This is a genomic window from Acidimicrobiales bacterium (assembly GCA_036378675.1).
Taxonomy (GTDB): domain Bacteria; phylum Actinomycetota; class Acidimicrobiia; order Acidimicrobiales; family Palsa-688; genus DASUWA01.
The window spans coordinates 135706-151587 of the sequence record DASUWA010000005.1; the positions used below are offsets into that span (position 1 = coordinate 135706).

Annotated in this window: 18 protein-coding genes and 1 tRNA gene; 8 read left to right on the top strand and 11 right to left on the bottom strand. The window is 65.2% G+C overall.

What is annotated here, in order from left to right:
- Window positions 1-115 precede the first annotated feature (115 nt).
- The 6 genes from VFZ97_01830 to VFZ97_01855 form a co-directional block, all read right to left on the bottom strand.
- Window positions 116-1657: an MFS transporter gene (locus tag VFZ97_01830; protein ID HEX6392150.1), complete on the bottom strand. Its 1542-nt coding sequence runs from the start codon at window positions 1655-1657 to the stop codon at window positions 116-118.
- A gap of 49 nt (window positions 1658-1706) precedes the next feature.
- The gene (locus VFZ97_01835; GenBank protein HEX6392151.1) at window positions 1707-2543 is read right to left on the bottom strand and encodes an LLM class F420-dependent oxidoreductase; all 837 of its coding nucleotides are present in this window, start codon (window positions 2541-2543) and stop codon (window positions 1707-1709) included.
- A gap of 83 nt (window positions 2544-2626) precedes the next feature.
- Window positions 2627-2839: a hypothetical protein gene (locus VFZ97_01840; protein ID HEX6392152.1), complete on the bottom strand. Its 213-nt coding sequence runs from the start codon at window positions 2837-2839 to the stop codon at window positions 2627-2629.
- Window positions 2840-2909: 70 nt separating this feature from the next.
- Window positions 2910-3728, bottom strand: coding sequence for an alpha/beta fold hydrolase (locus tag VFZ97_01845; protein HEX6392153.1), 819 nt, complete (start codon window positions 3726-3728; stop codon window positions 2910-2912).
- 13 nt (window positions 3729-3741) lie between these two features.
- On the bottom strand, window positions 3742-5148 hold the full coding sequence (locus VFZ97_01850; GenBank protein HEX6392154.1) for a hypothetical protein: 1407 nt from the start codon (window positions 5146-5148) through the stop codon (window positions 3742-3744).
- Between the two features lie 92 nt (window positions 5149-5240).
- Complete coding sequence (locus VFZ97_01855) at window positions 5241-5441, bottom strand: hypothetical protein (protein HEX6392155.1); 201 nt, start codon at window positions 5439-5441, stop codon at window positions 5241-5243.
- Between the two features lie 11 nt (window positions 5442-5452).
- On the opposite strand from VFZ97_01855, the gene VFZ97_01860 reads away from it, so the two are divergent.
- The gene (locus VFZ97_01860; protein ID HEX6392156.1) at window positions 5453-5842 is read left to right on the top strand and encodes a VOC family protein; all 390 of its coding nucleotides are present in this window, start codon (window positions 5453-5455) and stop codon (window positions 5840-5842) included.
- 58 nt (window positions 5843-5900) lie between these two features.
- Here the strand turns inward: VFZ97_01860 and VFZ97_01865 are convergent, their stop codons facing one another.
- Window positions 5901-7370, bottom strand: a complete 1470-nt coding sequence (locus VFZ97_01865) for an MFS transporter (GenBank protein ID HEX6392157.1) — start codon at window positions 7368-7370, stop codon at window positions 5901-5903.
- 97 nt (window positions 7371-7467) lie between these two features.
- Here VFZ97_01865 and VFZ97_01870 point away from each other — a divergent pair, with 97 nt between their 5' ends.
- From VFZ97_01870 to VFZ97_01880, 3 genes are read left to right on the top strand one after another with little or no spacing between them, the layout of a single operon-like run.
- A complete protein-coding gene (locus tag VFZ97_01870; protein ID HEX6392158.1) occupies window positions 7468-7938 on the top strand; it encodes a limonene-1,2-epoxide hydrolase family protein in 471 nt (156 codons plus the stop codon).
- A 16-nt stretch (window positions 7939-7954) separates the two neighbouring features.
- Entirely contained in the window at window positions 7955-8719 is a 765-nt protein-coding gene (locus VFZ97_01875) for a maleylpyruvate isomerase family mycothiol-dependent enzyme (protein ID HEX6392159.1), read from the top strand.
- Window positions 8720-8728: 9 nt separating this feature from the next.
- Window positions 8729-9907, top strand: coding sequence for a MalY/PatB family protein (locus VFZ97_01880; GenBank protein HEX6392160.1), 1179 nt, complete (start codon window positions 8729-8731; stop codon window positions 9905-9907).
- On the opposite strand, the gene VFZ97_01885 is transcribed toward VFZ97_01880, so the two are convergent.
- The gene (locus tag VFZ97_01885) at window positions 9894-11192 is read right to left on the bottom strand and encodes an amidohydrolase family protein (GenBank protein ID HEX6392161.1); all 1299 of its coding nucleotides are present in this window, start codon (window positions 11190-11192) and stop codon (window positions 9894-9896) included. The genes VFZ97_01880 and VFZ97_01885 overlap by 14 nt on opposite strands.
- On the opposite strand from VFZ97_01885, the gene VFZ97_01890 reads away from it, so the two are divergent.
- A complete protein-coding gene (locus VFZ97_01890) occupies window positions 11186-12250 on the top strand; it encodes an alpha/beta hydrolase (protein HEX6392162.1) in 1065 nt (354 codons plus the stop codon). The genes VFZ97_01885 and VFZ97_01890 overlap by 7 nt on opposite strands.
- Window positions 12251-12294: 44 nt before the next feature.
- On the opposite strand, the gene VFZ97_01895 is transcribed toward VFZ97_01890, so the two are convergent.
- The 3 genes from VFZ97_01895 to VFZ97_01905 form a co-directional block, all read right to left on the bottom strand.
- Window positions 12295-12735 (bottom strand): hypothetical protein, encoded by a 441-nt coding sequence (locus VFZ97_01895; GenBank protein HEX6392163.1) that lies wholly within the window; start codon window positions 12733-12735, stop codon window positions 12295-12297.
- A 72-nt stretch (window positions 12736-12807) separates the two neighbouring features.
- On the bottom strand, window positions 12808-13074 hold the full coding sequence (locus VFZ97_01900) for a hypothetical protein (protein HEX6392164.1): 267 nt from the start codon (window positions 13072-13074) through the stop codon (window positions 12808-12810).
- 271 nt (window positions 13075-13345) lie between these two features.
- The gene (locus VFZ97_01905; protein ID HEX6392165.1) at window positions 13346-14941 is read right to left on the bottom strand and encodes a DUF222 domain-containing protein; all 1596 of its coding nucleotides are present in this window, start codon (window positions 14939-14941) and stop codon (window positions 13346-13348) included.
- A 179-nt stretch (window positions 14942-15120) separates the two neighbouring features.
- On the opposite strand from VFZ97_01905, the gene VFZ97_01910 reads away from it, so the two are divergent.
- The 3 genes from VFZ97_01910 to VFZ97_01920 form a co-directional block, all read left to right on the top strand.
- Window positions 15121-15194: transfer RNA gene (locus VFZ97_01910), tRNA-Met, on the top strand.
- 251 nt (window positions 15195-15445) lie between these two features.
- Window positions 15446-15571, top strand: coding sequence for a hypothetical protein (locus tag VFZ97_01915; protein ID HEX6392166.1), 126 nt, complete (start codon window positions 15446-15448; stop codon window positions 15569-15571).
- A 38-nt stretch (window positions 15572-15609) separates the two neighbouring features.
- The coding region (locus tag VFZ97_01920; GenBank protein HEX6392167.1) for a hypothetical protein at window positions 15610-15882 on the top strand (273 nt) is incomplete at its 3' end.

Genomic DNA, 15882 nt, shown 5'->3' on the forward strand with positions numbered 1-15882 from the left:
CGGCAGAGCGTACGCGGCCCCGGGTATGTGGTCCTAACCGAGGATTCGAGATCGCCCAACAGTGCTCGACCGGGTGATCGGTGTGGACCCAACCGTTGGATTTGCTCTAGCCCTGTTACAAGGCGGGCACCTGGGCGGCCTGCGCGGCCGGCGGCCTCACCCGGATCGCCAGCGACGCGACCACAAACGCAGTGAGCAGTATCACTGTGCCGACGCGGAACGCGGCGACGTATCCGTTGGTGAAGGCCTGGTTCACGGTGTGGTGGATCTGGGGCGGGAGGTGCTTGAGCACCGGGCCGGCGCCTGCGGGGACGCGTGACAGGGCAGGGAAGCCGCTGCTGATCAAGTGGTTGCGCGTGACCGTCGCGGCGACAGTGCCCAGAACGGCGAGTCCGAGCGACCCGCCGACTTGTTGCCCGGAGTTCAGCAGCGCAGACGCGATTCCGGACTCCTGCGGTGCCACCCCCGCCACCGTCGTGATCGTCAGCGGGACGAAGCAAGCGGCCATCCCGCTTGCGACAAGGATCATCGGCCCGATAATCGAACCCCCGTAGCTGCTGCTCGGGGTCAGCTGGGACATCCAGAACAGGCCTCCCGCACCGAGCAGGGTGCCGACCATGATCGGGGGCCGCGGCCCGATCCGAGTCACGACCCGGGCGACTGTCGTCGCGACGAGGATGATCGAGATCGCGAACGGTAGGTAAGCAACTCCTGTCTTCAACGCGCTGAAGCCGAGGACGTCCTGCATGAACAGAGTCAGGAAGTAGAACATCGAGAAGATCGACGTCCCGATCGCCAGCATGACCGCGTACGCGCCAGACCGGCTCCTGTTCGAAAACAGATGCAGCGGCATCAACGGCTCCGGCGCCCTCGTCTCCCACAACACGAAGAACGGCAGGAAGACCCCGGCGAGGCCGATCGGCACGATTGTGCCGGCGTTGCCCCACTGGTGCGTCGCGGCGTGGACCAGGCCGTACACGAGGAGCGACATGCCCGCCGTCGCGGTGAGCGCACCCAACAGGTCGAGCTTTCCTTGCTTACGTTCGGTTTCGACGAGCACCCGGGGCGCGAGAGTGATGACCGCGAGACCGATCGGCACGTTGACGAACAGCACCCACCGCCAGTTGATCGTCGAGGTGAGTATGCCGCCGAGGAGAACACCAATGGCACCCCCGGCTCCCGACATCGCGCTGTAGACGCCCATCGCCCGGTTGCGTTCCCGGCCCTCCCTGAAGTTTGCGGCCACGAGCGAAAGCGCGGTTGGCGCGGCGATCGCGCCGCCGACTCCCTGAGCGGCGCGGGCGGCGATCAGCCAGGCCTGGCTGTTGGCGAGGCCACCCAGCAGCGATGCGACGGTGAACAACCCGACCCCGATGCCGAACATGCGCCGGCGTCCGAACAGGTCACCGGTCCTGCCGCCCAGCAGCAGCAGGCCGCCGAACGCGAGGGTGTACGCGTTGATCACCCACTCGAGGTTTGCTCCGCCGAAGTGGAGGGCCCGCTGGATCGAGGGCAGGGCCACGTTGACTATCGACGCATCGAGGACGACCATGAGCTGAGCGGTTCCGATGACCGCAAGCGCTATCCCGAGATGCCGGGGGGAGGAGTCTTTCCCAGGGGGTGTCGCGGCCTGCGTCCGAGAAGTTGTTTCAGTCACCGTTGCAACTCCGTAGTTTGATTGGGTCGTCTGATTGGCATCGTCTTGGTTACTGGGACCCGGCGATCGCCTCGGCTATCTCTTCGAGGACCTTGGGCGTATGCGGCGGGCGCAGCTGGAAGATGGCCAGGTCCAATCCCTCGTCGGCGAGGCGGTTGGCCGTTTCGATCCCGGGGCCGGGGTCATTGTCCGGTCCCAACGGGACGTGGGCCGACAGCGTGATCTCGCGGGCGTCGCGGCCGATCGCCGCGCAGTGCTCCCGGAGTACGTCGCGCTTGCGGACGAAATCTTGGAGCGTCCCGCCGACGAAGTTCCAGTGGTTCGCGTAGCGCGCGGCTGTTCGCAGTGTCCGCTTCTCGCCGTTGCCGCCGATGCAGATCGGAAGTGGCGACTGCACCGGCTTGGGTTCGCACCGGGCAGCGGTGAGCTTGTAGAACCGACCGTCGAAGTCGGTCGTCGGATCGCGGAACAACCCGATGAGGATCCGGCAGGCCTCCTCGAACCGGTCGCTCCGTTCACGAGGCGTCCCGAGGGGAATCCCGTAGGCCCCCGATTCCTCTTCGTTCCATCCGGCGCCTAACCCGACGTCGAGACGTCCGCCCGAGACGATGTCCAGGGTCGCGGCCATGTTGGCGAGAACCGCAGGATGGCGGTAGTGGATGCCCGTGACCATCACGCCCAACCGCAGCCTGCGTGTGGCCTGGGCCAGGGCCGCCAGGGTGACCCACCCCTCGAGGCAAGGTCCGGTGGAGTCGGAGAAGATCGGGTAGAAGTGGTCGAACGTCCAGCCTGACTCGAACACGTCGATCTCGTCGCCCAGCTTCCAGACAGCGAGCATGTCCTCCCAGGCCGTGTTCTGCGGGGCGGTCTTGAAGGCGAAGCGCATCGCCCCAGACTATGAAACGAGACGGGGGAACCAGACGGGGAAAGCGAGACGGGGAAACCCAGGCTGGGGATCCGGCCGAGGCTCTACTCGCGGGCCTTGCGCTGGTACGTCAACAGACGGACCGCTTCCGACGACACGACCTGCACGTCATCAGCCCCGTGGACGTCGACGTAGAGGAAGCCGCCCTCGATGCTGAACTTGGCGTTGGGGACCTGATGGGCCATGTTCCCGCTGCCGTCCATGATCGTGTAGCCGTCCCTGAGTTCGATAGAGCCCCTGTGCCACTCGCGGGCCATCGTCACCTCTCCTGCTCGGAATCCCGACGCTGTTCTTACCCCCGGCGGCGCCGGGAGCCACACCAGCTTGTCAGCCGGACAGAAAGTCCAGAAGCAGCGCGTTGACCTGGTCCGGGGCCTCCCACTGCAACCAGTGGCCGGGTCCCTCGACGCGTTCGTAACGCCACGGAGCGGCGACGAACTCTGAGGATCCGGTCATCTGGTGTTCGGTAAGGGCGAAGTCCCCGGTGCTCCAGACGCCCATGGTGGGGACGGTCACCTTCGGCAGCTCGAGCGGCGGGTCGATCAGCGTCTGTGGGGGCACGTTGGCTCGGTAGTAGTTGAGTCCCGGAGTGAGCGAGCCGTTCTTCTCCAGGTCTCTGATCACACCGTCGGTGTCCGGGTGGTGGGCCCAGGCACGGAAGTTGGCCCAGTCGTTGTCGGACAACCAGTGCTCGGCGACTCCCTCGAACTGGAAGAGAAGCATGTACCAGCTCTTCTCTCTCTGCTCGAACCCCGCCGACGCGAACGAAAGTGGATGCCCCACCGACAGGACCACCAACCGGTCGACTCTGTCGGCGGCGAAGGAGGCCATTCCCCACGCCACTGCCGACCCCCAATCGTGGCCGACCACGTGCGCCTTCTCGACCCCGAGCCGGTCGAGGATCGCGACAGGGTCGGCAGCGAGGAAGAGGAGGTTGTACGCGTCCACGCCGGCCGGCTTGTCGGACAACCCGTAGCCGCGCAGGTCGGGAACGATCAATCGGTAACCCGCCGCGGCGAGCGGCTCGATCTGCTTCGTCCACAACCGGCCGGTATCCGGAAAGCCATGGAGCAGCAACACCGGTGTTCCTTTTTCCGGACCGTACAGCTCCACGTTGAGCTTGACGCCTCCACTGTCGACTTGCATAAGAGCTTCTCCTCTACGAGATCGCGGCGAGCAGCTCGGTCCTCGTCGGGCCGAGCGGCGGCTGGTCGGATGCCTCGACGTCGCGGTCGAGGATCTCCATGACGGTGGGGTCTTGCGCTACTTCGTCCGAACGCCGGAGGAGCATCCCGATTTCTAGGTTGGCGCGAAGGAAGTCCGGGTTCTCGAGCGAGAGTCCTTCGAGAGCTTTGGTGAGGCTCCACTCCGAGTTGGTGTCGGTGAACGGCTTGCCGGCGATGATCGCATCGACCTCGGCGAGCCGAGCGCGGTCGAACCCGAGAGTTGCGCGGTAGTAGGGCTCGACCTCCGTGCGGGTCAGCTCGTACCAGACCGACGCCAGCTTCCACGGGTCCGCATCGCCGTTGTCGCGTATTACGTCGCGCAGAAGTGCCGCGTGCATCAGCCCGATGCTCGCGCCGCGCCCCAACGAAGGGTTCGTGCACGACCACGAATCGCCGACGGCCAGGACCCCCGTCACGACGGGTTTGCCGCCGGGCGCGTATTCGCGAATCCGGTCTTCTATCTTCGCCATGACTGCAACGCCGTCGTCTATCGGCTCGCCGTCGATCCAGTGGGCGGCGAGGGGCAGCGTCCTGATGGCGCATTCCCATTTCTTCGGGTCGCTCGCGGCTCGCAGGGCCGAATCCTTGGAGCTGGCGATGATGGTTACCGACCAGGTGCCGTTGTCCGCGGGGAGGGTGAGAGCCGAGACGCTGCCGTAGTCCTGCTTCAGCGGACCGAACATCGCCGGGAGGGAACCGTCGGCGGACCGGAAATGCCTTCCGTAGTACCTGAAGCCCGAGTCTTCGAGCTCTTCGGGAACCGCCGGCCCGCCGGCGTCGGCGATCCACCTGGGCAGGGGCGAACGCCTCCCGGTCGCATCGACGACAAGGTCGGTGTCGATGCGTTCCCCGTTCTCGAGCTCTACCCCGACCGCGTTGGGCACGCTGCCGTTCGCGGCCGGGCCGGTGACCAGGCCCCGGACCGCGACCCCTCTGCGTACGGTCAGGCCAGGAGCTTCCTCCGCGACACGGGCCGTGACCGACTCGACCACCGTGCGCCTACCGGTGATCACATCGAATCGGTTGTCGTCGGGGCGAGACCCGCCTTTCATCTCGTCGGGGATGTTGTCGGCGATGTTGTAGCGGCACGCGCCGGCGGCGGCTAGGGCGTCGACCAGTTCCGGCAGCTCCGCCTCGGCGATCGACCTGAAGCGGGCGAGGAAGAAGTGGGGCAGGCGGAACTGGTTGACTCCCCGACGTTCCCAAGCGGTCCACGACTGGTCCGGATCCGGTGGCGCCGCGCCGTCGCGTTCCAGCAGCGTCACGTCGTGCCCGTCCTTTGCCAGGAGCATCCCGGTGCAGAGCCCGACCATTCCGCCGCCTGAGATGACGATCCTCATGGTGTCCCCTTAACTCGCTTTAACTCGTTGCCTGACGTGAGCCGGTGGGGCCGAGGGTAGCGGTGACGGCGGACCCGGGAAAGCGAAACCGGTCACATGTTGAAGTCTGCCTCCTGGGGCAGAGTCGGGGGGCAGTGTCGGAGTGCAGTGTCAGAGGGCAGAGCCGGGGGCGAGAACGTAGAGTTGACCAGGTAATCGGACATCGACTCGGACATCGACCCGGACATCGACCCGGACATCGACTCGGACATCGACCCGGACATCGACTCGGACATCGACTCGGCTGTCGGCAAGGGGGACACCCATGGCGCCCGCACTGAACCACACCATCGTCTTGTGCCGGGACAAGAAGGTTTCCTCCGGCTACCTTTCGGAGATCCTGGGGCTGGGCGAACCCAAAGCGTTCGGGCCGTTTCTCGTCGTCGAGGTGGACAACGGCGTGTCGCTCGACTTCCACGACCACTGGAATCCCGAAGCCGAAATCGAGTCTCAGCACTACGCGTTTCTCGTCTCGGAAGCGGAGTTCGACGAGATATTCGGGCGGATCGAGGAGCGAGGCCAGGAGTACTGGGCCGATCCGATGCTCAGCCGCAGCGGACAAATCAACCGGAACGATGGCGGGCGAGGCTGCTACTTCCGTGACCCCGACGGGCACCTGCTCGAGATCATCACTCGGCCGTACGGGAGCGGCTGAGCCTGGTCGGCCTGGTCGGGTTGTCGGCCTGGTCGGACTGGTTGGTTGGTCGAGTCGGTCAGTCGGCCGGCGCAGTGGCCGGCTCGAGGCTGAGAGCCGGTGCGGCCTCGGGGACGACCGGATGCGTCCTCGGAATGAAGAAGGAAGCCGCCAGCGCGACGAGGGTCACGATGGAGGCGGTGAGGAACGCGCGGTCGTATCCGGAGGTGAGCGCCTGCTTCACCGAAGTCGAGTGGATGACCGCGTGCGTCCGGGCGGTCGCGACTGTCGCCAGTGCCGCGAGGCCAATGGAGCCACCAACCTGCCTGGACGTGTTCAAAAGCCCTGACGCCAAGCCCGCCATTTGCATGGGGACCCCGCTCGTCGCCGTCTGAGCAAGAGGAGTAAACGACAGCCCCACCCCGAACGACGTCATCAACGTTCCCGGCAGGACACCGGAGAGGTACATGCTCGAAGCGTTCAGTTGGGCTATCCAGACGAACCCCACTGCGACGAGAACCAGGCCCAGCGTCAACACGCGCGGCGCGCCCAAGCGGCTGATGAGCCTGATGCTTCCCTGCGCGCCGGCGATGATCGCCAGGCCCATCGGAAGGAACAGCAGCCCTGCCTTCAGCGGGCTGTAACCGTGGACTTCCTGCAGGTAGAGGGTGAGGAAGTACCACATCGAGAAGAAGCATGCCCCCAGTAGCAGCATGGTGAGGTTGGCCACGCTGAGAGAACGCGACTTGAACAGCGAAAGTGGCATCAACGGTGCCGATGCGCCGCGCGCTTCGATCAACACGAACAGTCCAAGGATCACCGCCGCGGCCACCAACAGCAGGATCGTCCGTCCGGATCCCCACGGGTGTGTATCCGTGCTGACGATCGCGTACACGAGAAGTGCGAGCCCGCCCGTGACGGTGATCGCTCCGGCGATATCGAGCTTTCCGGCTGCCGGACGCCGCGCCTCGGTCAGGACCAGCGCGCTGAGTGCGATAGCAACCGCACCGATCGGCACGTTCACGAACAGGACCCACCGCCAGCCCAGATAGCCGGTGAGGATCCCGCCGAACACGGCTCCTGTCGCCCCGCCGGCGCCCGCCACCGAGCTCCAGATTCCGATCGCCCTCGTGCGGCTCTGCCCGTCGGTGAACGTGGTGGTGATGATGGTCAGGGTGGCGGGGGACAGGATCGCCCCGCCGAGGCCCTGGACCGCCCGGGCGACGGTCAACTCGCCCGCGGTCTGGGCGAGCCCACCCGCGAGACTCGCCAACGAAAACAGACCCAATCCCGCAATAAACACCCGCTTCCGCCCGAACAGATCGGCCGCCCGCCCACCGAGGAGGAGGAAGCCGGCGAAGGTCAGGACGTACGCGTTGACCACCCACTGCAGCCCCACGGAGGAGTAGTGAAGCTCCCTGCCGATCTGGGGAAGTGCGACGTTGACGATCGAGACGTCGAGCACGACCATGAACTGGGCCACGCACGCCAGCGCCAGCACCATCCCGTCGGTGGCCTGTCCCGCCTTGAGCATCCGCAGCCGCTGCACCCCACCGACCATACGGTTTCCAGCGTGGAACGGCGTCGGAATATTTCCGGCGATGCCGCCGGCGGTATCTAGTGACGACGGGGGTAGCGTTCTGGACGTGCCCGACACTCTGTCCGAAGCAACCGAAACGAACGGATCCGTCTCCCCAGGAGCGATAGACCTCGTCCGGAGGTTCCTTCTCCTGTTGGAAGACGGCCGCATCGACACGGCGACCGAGCTGCTCGCCGAGGACGTCGACTACATAAATGCGTCCCTCCCCACCATCCGGGGCCGGGAACGGGTGCGCCGCGCCTTGACCATGACCTTCGGCCGGCCGAGCGCCGGGTTCGAGGTGTATTTCCACGCGATCTCAGCCGACGGCCCGACCGTGCTCACCGAGCGGACCGACGTGCTCGTCTTCGGCCCGGTGCGGATCCAGATCTGGGTCTGCGGCCGTTTCGACGTGCGCGGCGGCGAGATCGTCCGCTGGAAGGACTACTTCGATTGGGGCGACACGATCGTCGCGACGATAAGGGGGCTCATCGGCGCGGTCGTTCCCGCCCTTCGGCCCAAGGCTCCGTCGGCGTAGAAGGGGCTGTTTGGGGTTGGAAAAAGACTCCGTCGACGCCGCCGCAGCGCTTCTTGCTCAGCACGCCGAGATGGCTGGGCTCTTCGAGTCGCTCGCGGTTGAGGACTGGGAACGGCCGACCCGCTGTCCCGGGTGGACCGTGGCGGACGTGGTGCTCCATCTGTCGCAGACCGACGAGATGGCGGTGGCCTGTCTCGAAGGAAGGACCGCCGGTTTCATCGCAGGGCACGTCTCAGGAGCCCCGGCCGGCACGGTGGACGACGGTGCTGACTGGATGGTTTCGCAGGAGCGCGGCGCTTCCCCTGACGTGTTGCTCGGTCGATGGCGTGATGCTTCGAGCCGGTTCGACGAGATGCTCGTGGGGGCGGACTCCCACCGGCGGGTGGTCTGGGTCGTCGGCGAGCTATCGATCCGGACCCTGATCTCGACCCGGCTCGCCGAAGCCTGGATCCACACCGGTGACATCGCCGACGCGGTTGGTGTCGAGCTGAAGCCCGATGACCGGTTGCGCCACATCGCCCGGCTTGCTTGGCGGACGCTTCCCTACGCGTTCGCGCGCGAGGGTGTCGCGCTGTCGGGTCCGGTTGCGTTCGAGCTGATCGGCCCGAACGGTGACCCGTGGTCGTTCGTTCCCTCCGAATCTCCGACGACTGTCGTTCGGGGGGACGGCGTGGAGTTCTGTCTTGTTGCGGCGCGGCGCTTGCGAGCGTCTGCGACTGGTTTGAGCGCCGAAGGCCCTGATGCGGACGCTGTCCTGTCGTTGGTCCGAACGTACGCGTGATGCGGGTGTATGGCTGATCGAGAGACTGAGTTCGTCTTCGACGATTTCAGCTCGGAGACCCTTCGGCAGCGGGGGACGATCAAGTGGTCTCTGTTCGAGCCGGATGTCATCGCATGCTGGGTCGCGGAGATGGATTTCTCGACGGCACCAGCGGTACGCGAAGCGGTGCGGGCAGCGGTAGAGCGGCAGGAGTTCGGCTACCCGGCGCGCGATGAGATGAACGGCCTGCCTGAGGCGGTCGCCGAGTTCCAGCGGAGTCGTTACGGCTGGACCGTCGAACCATCCCGGGTGCACACGTTGCCGGACGTGCTGAAAGGGATCGAGCTTGCGATCAGGCACTTCTCGCCCGAGGGATCGCCCGTCATTCTTTCGACGCCCGCATACATGCCTTTCTTCGAACTGCCGAATGTCACCCGGCGCCGGATCGTCGAGGTACCGGTGTTGTTCGATCACGGCGTCTACAGGATGGACGTCGACAGGATCGAGTCGAACCTCGCTGCTGGCGCGCGGACGGTAGTGCTGTGCAATCCGTACAACCCGTTGGGGCGGTCGTTTTCGCGGGCTGAGCTGTCGGAGCTTGCTTCGGTGGTGGATCTGCACGCAGGGAGGGTGGTGGCCGACGAGATCCACGCGCCGCTGACATATCCGGACCGGCGCCATACTCCCTACGCGAGCCTTTCCGATGTGACCGCTTCGCACACCATCACCTTGACGTCCGCTTCCAAGGGTTGGAACCTCCCGGGGCTCAAGTGCGCGCAGCTCATAATCAGCAATGCGCTCGACGGGGAGCGATGGAGCTCCTTGTCGATGCTGGACACTCACGGCGCGTCGACGCTGGGCATCGCTTCAAATCTCGCTGCTTATCGGGATGGAGGATCTTGGCTTGACGCGGTGGTGACCTACTTGGACGGCAACCGCAAGTACCTGGCTGAACTCTTGGCTACGCACTTGCCCGCGGTTAGTTACACACCCCCGGAGGCGAGCTACCTCGCTTGGCTCGACTGCAGGGGACTCGAACTGGACGTTGAGCCGGCGGACTTCTTCCTCGAGAAGGCGCGGGTGGCTACCAATCACGGTCCCGCGTTCGGGGCCCCGGGGGAGGGGCATGTCCGGTTCAACTTCGCGACGTCGAGATCGATCCTCGCCCAGGCCGTCGAAGCCATGGGGGAAGCGGTTAGCCGGCGGTGAGGTTGCTGACTGGGCCGGCTGGTGGGCCTACTGGTGGGCTTACTCTCCGGCCGGCGACGAAGACGGCCTCCACTCGAGTCAGGTCGGTGATCTCCTCGAGCGGATCGCCCGAGACGACGAGAACATCGGCGTCGTAGCCCGGCTTCAGGCGGCCTTTGCTGCGCCCGAGACCGCAGGTGTCGGCGGCGATCGACGTCGCTGATGCAATGGCTTCGGAGTTTGTGAAGCCCGCTTCGACGAGGTCGGCCATCGCGAGAGCGACAATCCCGTGTGGCTTGGAGTCGCCGACCCCGGCGTCCACTCCGCAAACGATTCGCACCCCACGACGGTGCATCTTCCCGACCGCCGCCACCCGCGCTTCTCGGGTCGTGCCGGTCCTGTCCAGGATCGCCTGGATGTGGGGGGGTGGCACGAACCCGGGGACCGCTCCCGGCGTGGGACATATGACGATTCCCTTGTCCACGAACGCGTCGAGAAGTCCTTCCGGAACTGTGATGCCCGAATCGGTCATGCAGCTGCAGTGCTCGATTCCGTCGACACCTGCTTCGACCGATCGCTGGACGGCGGGCAGGCCGTGGGAGGGCGACGTCACGGGCAGCCCCGCCTTGTGGGCGCGTTCGACCACGGCCCGCATCTCCTCGAGCTTGAACTGGCAATCGAGCATGTCGGTGCCCGGCGTCGACGCTCCGCCGCTGGCCATGATCTTGATCACGTCGACCTTTCTCTCGGCTCGCTCGTCAACCGCGCGGCGGAGTTCTTCGGGCCCAGTCGCCTCGCCGCCCATCGACCAGCAGTGTCCTTGGCGGCATGTGATCGGTGGCCCGGACGCCAGGATCGTCGGGCTCGGCGTAGTCCCGTCAGGGTTGAGGAGGCGGTCTCTGCGGTCGACCACGCTCCAGCGGCGATCGCCCAGATCTCTCACCGTCGTCACGCCGGCCCGGAGCTGGGACTCCAAGGCCCTGGTGATCACTTCGCCCAATTCGTCGTCGTCGTACTGTGCCAAGCGGTCGAGTGCTCCAAGGTGACCGTCTCCTCCGAGGTGGACGTGCATGTCGAACAGACCCGGGAGAACGGTGCAGTCCGGGAACGTGATCTGTTCGCAGCCTTCGGGTAGCTCCGCTTCGAACGCTGTGACGCCCGCGACCTTGCTTCCGTCGATGAGGATCGTCGCGCCGCCGGCGATCGGTCTCACGCCGTCGAACACACGCCTTGCCCGGATCGCCAGCACTCGCGACCCCCTTTTGATCTGCTTGTCGCCGTCGGCGACCCTCCGGTCCGGTGACATACCAGGCCTTTTACTGCGATTGCAAGGGGCTTGTCCGATTGTTCCGCCGGCATGCTCCGCCGGCGTGTTCCGCCGGCATGGTCCGCCGGCATGCTCCGCCGGCATGTACGGTCGCGCTGCACGCCGGAACGGGGGGAACTGTCATGGCCAGCCAGCAGATGAAGGACTTCACCGGGCTGATGTTCGAGCGCCGCAGTCTCGCTAGCGGCAGCCCTGCGTTGACGGTCGCGGAGCTTCGGGCCGGGTTCGAGCAGATGATGGCTGCTCTGCCTCCGATACCAGGTGTGGCGATGGAACCGGCCGATGCGGACGGGGTTCCCGTCGAGTGGACTCGGGCGCTGGAGGGAGGCGGGTCTCGTGGGACTCTTTTGTATCTGCACGGCGGCGGCTACTTCGAGGGATCGATCGCTACCCACCGGCGATTGGTCGCTGTGTTATGTCGTGCCGCCCGAGTCCGCGGCCTGAGCGTGGAGTACCGGCTCGCCCCTGAGTACCCGTTCCCTGCCGCGGTCGAAGACGCTGCTGCGGCGTACCGATGGTTGATAGGACCGGGTGGCGAAGATCCGTCGCGGGTCATCGTCGCGGGCGACTCGGCGGGTGGTGGACTGAGCGCAGCTCTGCTCGTCTATTTGCGTGACGCCGGTGATCCACTCCCGGCCGGTGCCTATCTCATCTCGCCGTGGACGGATCTGGCTTCAACGGGCGATTCGATCAAGAGCCGCGCTGCGGTCGATCCGATGATCGATCCATCCGATACGAAGCGGATCACGGGCTATTACGTCCCCGACGGAGATGTGTGGAACCCAATGGTCAGCCCGCTGTATGCGAATCTCGCCGGCTTGCCCCCGCTATTGGTCCATGTGGGCGACGCGGAGGTGCTTCTTGACGACGCTGTGCGCTTCGCCGATCGAGCGCGCGACGCGGGTGTGCTGGTGGAGTCCGAGGTGTGGCCGGAAGCGTTCCACGTGTTCCAGATGCTCGCCGGACTGCTACCGGAAGCTGACGAGGCGGTCGCCCAGGCCGGCGAGTGGATGATCAAACGGCTCGAAGCCGGCTGAAACTTCTACGGAGTCGGCAGGGGGGCGTGCGCGTGTTGCTTCGGTCAGGAGCGGTTTGAGTAGACGCGTTGGGCATGAACGAAGACGGCGGCCCGTCTTTGCTCGGCCATGACCCGGTCGTATTCCTCCCAGTCGTCGTGGGTTCCGCCCGCAGCCCGAAAGACTGCTCGTAGGAGTTCGGGCAACTCCTTCTGATCGAATCCTTCGAACGCGTCGTCGAGTCCGATGATGTCGGCGGGCCCTTCGACGGCACCCCATAGCCATCCGGATCGGAACACGACCGTCGTCCACGGCCGCTTCCTGATGTTGGCAAGCTTTGTCGGGCCGTAGGTTACGAATCCGACGACCTGCTCACCCGAGACCGGGTGCGGAAGTACCCCCGCGTTGACGACCGATGCTTGTGCGGTTCCATCGGCACGGGTTGTCGCAACGACGGCCAGGTACTTGTCCTCGGCGCCGATCTTCTCGAAGTCTGAAAGGTCCATGGTTTCGACTATGTCATGGAGCCCGCGCTTGTGCGGCACTGAGTGTTGGGGTCTGTGCTCGGCGGCTAGGTGTCAGCGGCCGGCGTACTCGTCCTCGAGAAGAACAAGAAACTCTTGCTTGAGGCCGGCCGGAAGCGGCTCGGGTAGGTCGAACTGGACCCAACCATCGAACCGGCGGATATCAGCCCGACGGCTGTCTTGACCGACATGGAAGTGAAGGTACGGCTTCCGCTTCAAGTAGAAGGTGCCTCCTCCTCGGTCTTCGACACCGTCCCAGGAGCGCACTTGCTGTAGTACGTCGGCGATGTCGTCGAGGCGGGCAAGGTCGATTCGGCTCAAGCTCCCTCCCTTCCAGCCAGGAGAAATCGTCCCACATCGGGACCGGACTGGGAGTTGGCCGAGGCTCTCGACTTGAGCCAAAGCCCGTGGCGATCATGCCCCGCCTGACGGCGGAGCGATTCGATTGTGGCGGTTCTCGACGTTCCCGGCCCGTCAAGGCACTTAGTCGCACCCGGCTCGGTGAAGGGTCGGGTCGTGTGGTCGCTCCTGCGACCTTGACCGGCCTGGCGGGTGCCGTCGATAGGCGAAGGTGTGGATTCGGCGAGGAAGATCATGGTCCGCCGGAGTTGACTGCCGGGCCAGGGGCTGGTTTGGACCCGGCTGGGATCGGAGGGGGATTGGACTCGGACCTGCTCGCTTTGTTGCGCGGGTGGCGGGGGTCGTCGGGAGGCACGAAGTCCCGTTTGCCGCGGCCTTCGACGAGCGCCCACCCTTTGTGGGTTTTCAGCTTGTGGTGGTGCTGGCAGAGACCATCGAGGAGGTCCAAGACGGTGTAGTGGGTCTTGACCCAGTCCTCGCGGTGGTCGTATTGCAGCCCGTACCGGACGTTGCAACCTTTTACCGCGCACTCGGGGTAGATCAGCTCCAGGGCGGTCTTCTGGTAGGCGTTCGGGCGGCGTCCGTGGTGGTAGACGCTTTTGACTTCGAGAGCCTTCATGAACGCGACGGCGATGAAGACGTTGCCGGTGGCCATCAGGTCCTCGATGAGCGATACCGCGATCGGTCCGTAGCCGGGGATGTCGCAGAGCTCGCCTTCGAGCGGATAGCCGCGCAATAGCACGTCGTAGTCGACGCGAATGACTAGCTTGACCGGTCTGCCGGCGAGCTTGCGGCGCAGTTTGCTGCTGCCGGGTTGCGTGGGCGGGGGATCTGGATCGGCTTCGAGGAACGGAGGGAGGTCGGCCGGGCAGGGAGTCGCGTCTGCGAGGGCTGGAACGTTGTCGCCTGCGAGCCCGGATAGGAGATCGGGCTGGAGCCGCGGCGCGATTGTCGTGGGCGCATGGGCGTTGGGCGGGTTGAGCTCGCCTGGCGTTGCGTGCGTGGCCTTAGGGGTTCGATTGCCGAGGGTTGACAGGTCGAGTTCGGGGAACAGGCCGAGACCGAGTAGGTCGGTGATGGACAGTTCGGCGGGTTTGCCTGTGGCTGCCGAGGCGAGGATCATCAGAGCGTCGTGGTCGATCGCCTCGAACCTCTCTCGGGGGTGGTCGCTGTCACGCCTTCGAAGTACCAGGTGCCGCCTGATGGGGTCGATGGCTTCCCAGACGGTGATGTTGTGTTCGGGGTTGCCAAACAGGTGAGCGTGACCGGCCCCTTCCTGGTCGGTGTAGTGGCGGAACGACCGGTTCTCATGAAGGTGCCGGCGACGAGCTTCTAGATCGGTCACCGCTGCTTTGGTCCGAGCGACCTCTTCGTTCAGCTCCGGCATCGACATTTTCTTGGCCTTGTCGACGAGCTCTTTCGCCTTGTCAGGGTTAGCTGCGGCTCCATCGGATACCGCGTCGGCCTGTTCGGGGGAGAGATCGCCAGCAAGGGCGGCCGCAGCGACCTCCGGCTGCTCGGCCATTCGCCGACCCGTCTCCAAGGCTCTCTTGGCCCGGCCGGGGCTCATCCCCGTCTCCTGGGCCAGCTGATCGGCCGGGGAGCGGTAGCCCGCGTGCTTCCAGGCGGTCCCCTCCGCCGACTTGGCGGCCGCTAATGCTTTGATCGCCGCGATCGACGCCTCAATCCGCGAACATTCCCTGACCACTTCGCCCGCCTGCGAAGGCACCAGCGCGTGAACGTCGAAGCGGCCGGCGTAATCGCTGATCGATTGTCGAAGAGCGCGCAGCTCACGGCACATGGCACACGTCCGAGGGTCGAGCCGCATGGGCGGCTGTTCGGGATCACCAGGCCGGCTCTGCGCCGACGATACGGTTCGACGGTTCGACGGTTCGACGTCGAGCATCGAACGTCTGTTCGTATAGTAATGACACGAGTGCGACAACGTCAAGGAAATTTTTCGCTCTGACCCCTGACTTTCGAGGAGTGATAGATTGACTGTTCCGCCGCGGGGTGGAGCAGTCTGGTAGCTCGTCGGGCTCATAACCCGAAGGTCGCTGGTTCAAATCCAGCCCCCGCCACTACTCGTCACGCCCGATTCGGCGATTGCGCGCTCAATCCCGCTCGTGACCAAGGCATGCATCCCGCGCCAGAATGCTCACCGTCCCACGACCGTTCTCTTCTGGCCCGAGGTCTACGATCTGGTCTGAAACGAGTCGCACGAGTGGGTTGGTTCCGACTGAGTCGGCCCGCTCGTGTTCCAGTCGGAACCGGCTACATACGATGCAGCGATGCGGCTCGGCTTTGATCAGAATCAGTCACCTGCTGAGGAATGGAGCGCGCCACTCAGCTGCATCAGACTGTTGCCGATAACCACCGCTATCCGGTCGTGGACTCGGCCGCCCACTGGGCTGCCGCTCCTGGATTGGCGACTCAGCTGCTCTACCGACTCAACTGATTCGACTATGCTATAGTTCGAGCAGTAGAGTCAGTCAAGTGGAGGTTGAGATGGCTGGGGCGGTTAAGGCCCAGGGTGCCCCAGAGACGCAGAAGCGTCGCCGTAAGCCCTCGACCGGCTTTCCGATGATCGGACTTTCCGAGGTCACAACCGTCCTGACAAAGGCGGCCCAGCACGGATGGAACCACACCGTGGCCGAGATCGCTGGGTACCTCGGTCACAGCACCACCAATAGCGGGGCATTCCGCGTGAAGCTCGCTGCTCTCCGGGATTACGGGGTGCTTTCTGGCAGGGGCGATGAACTGGAGATC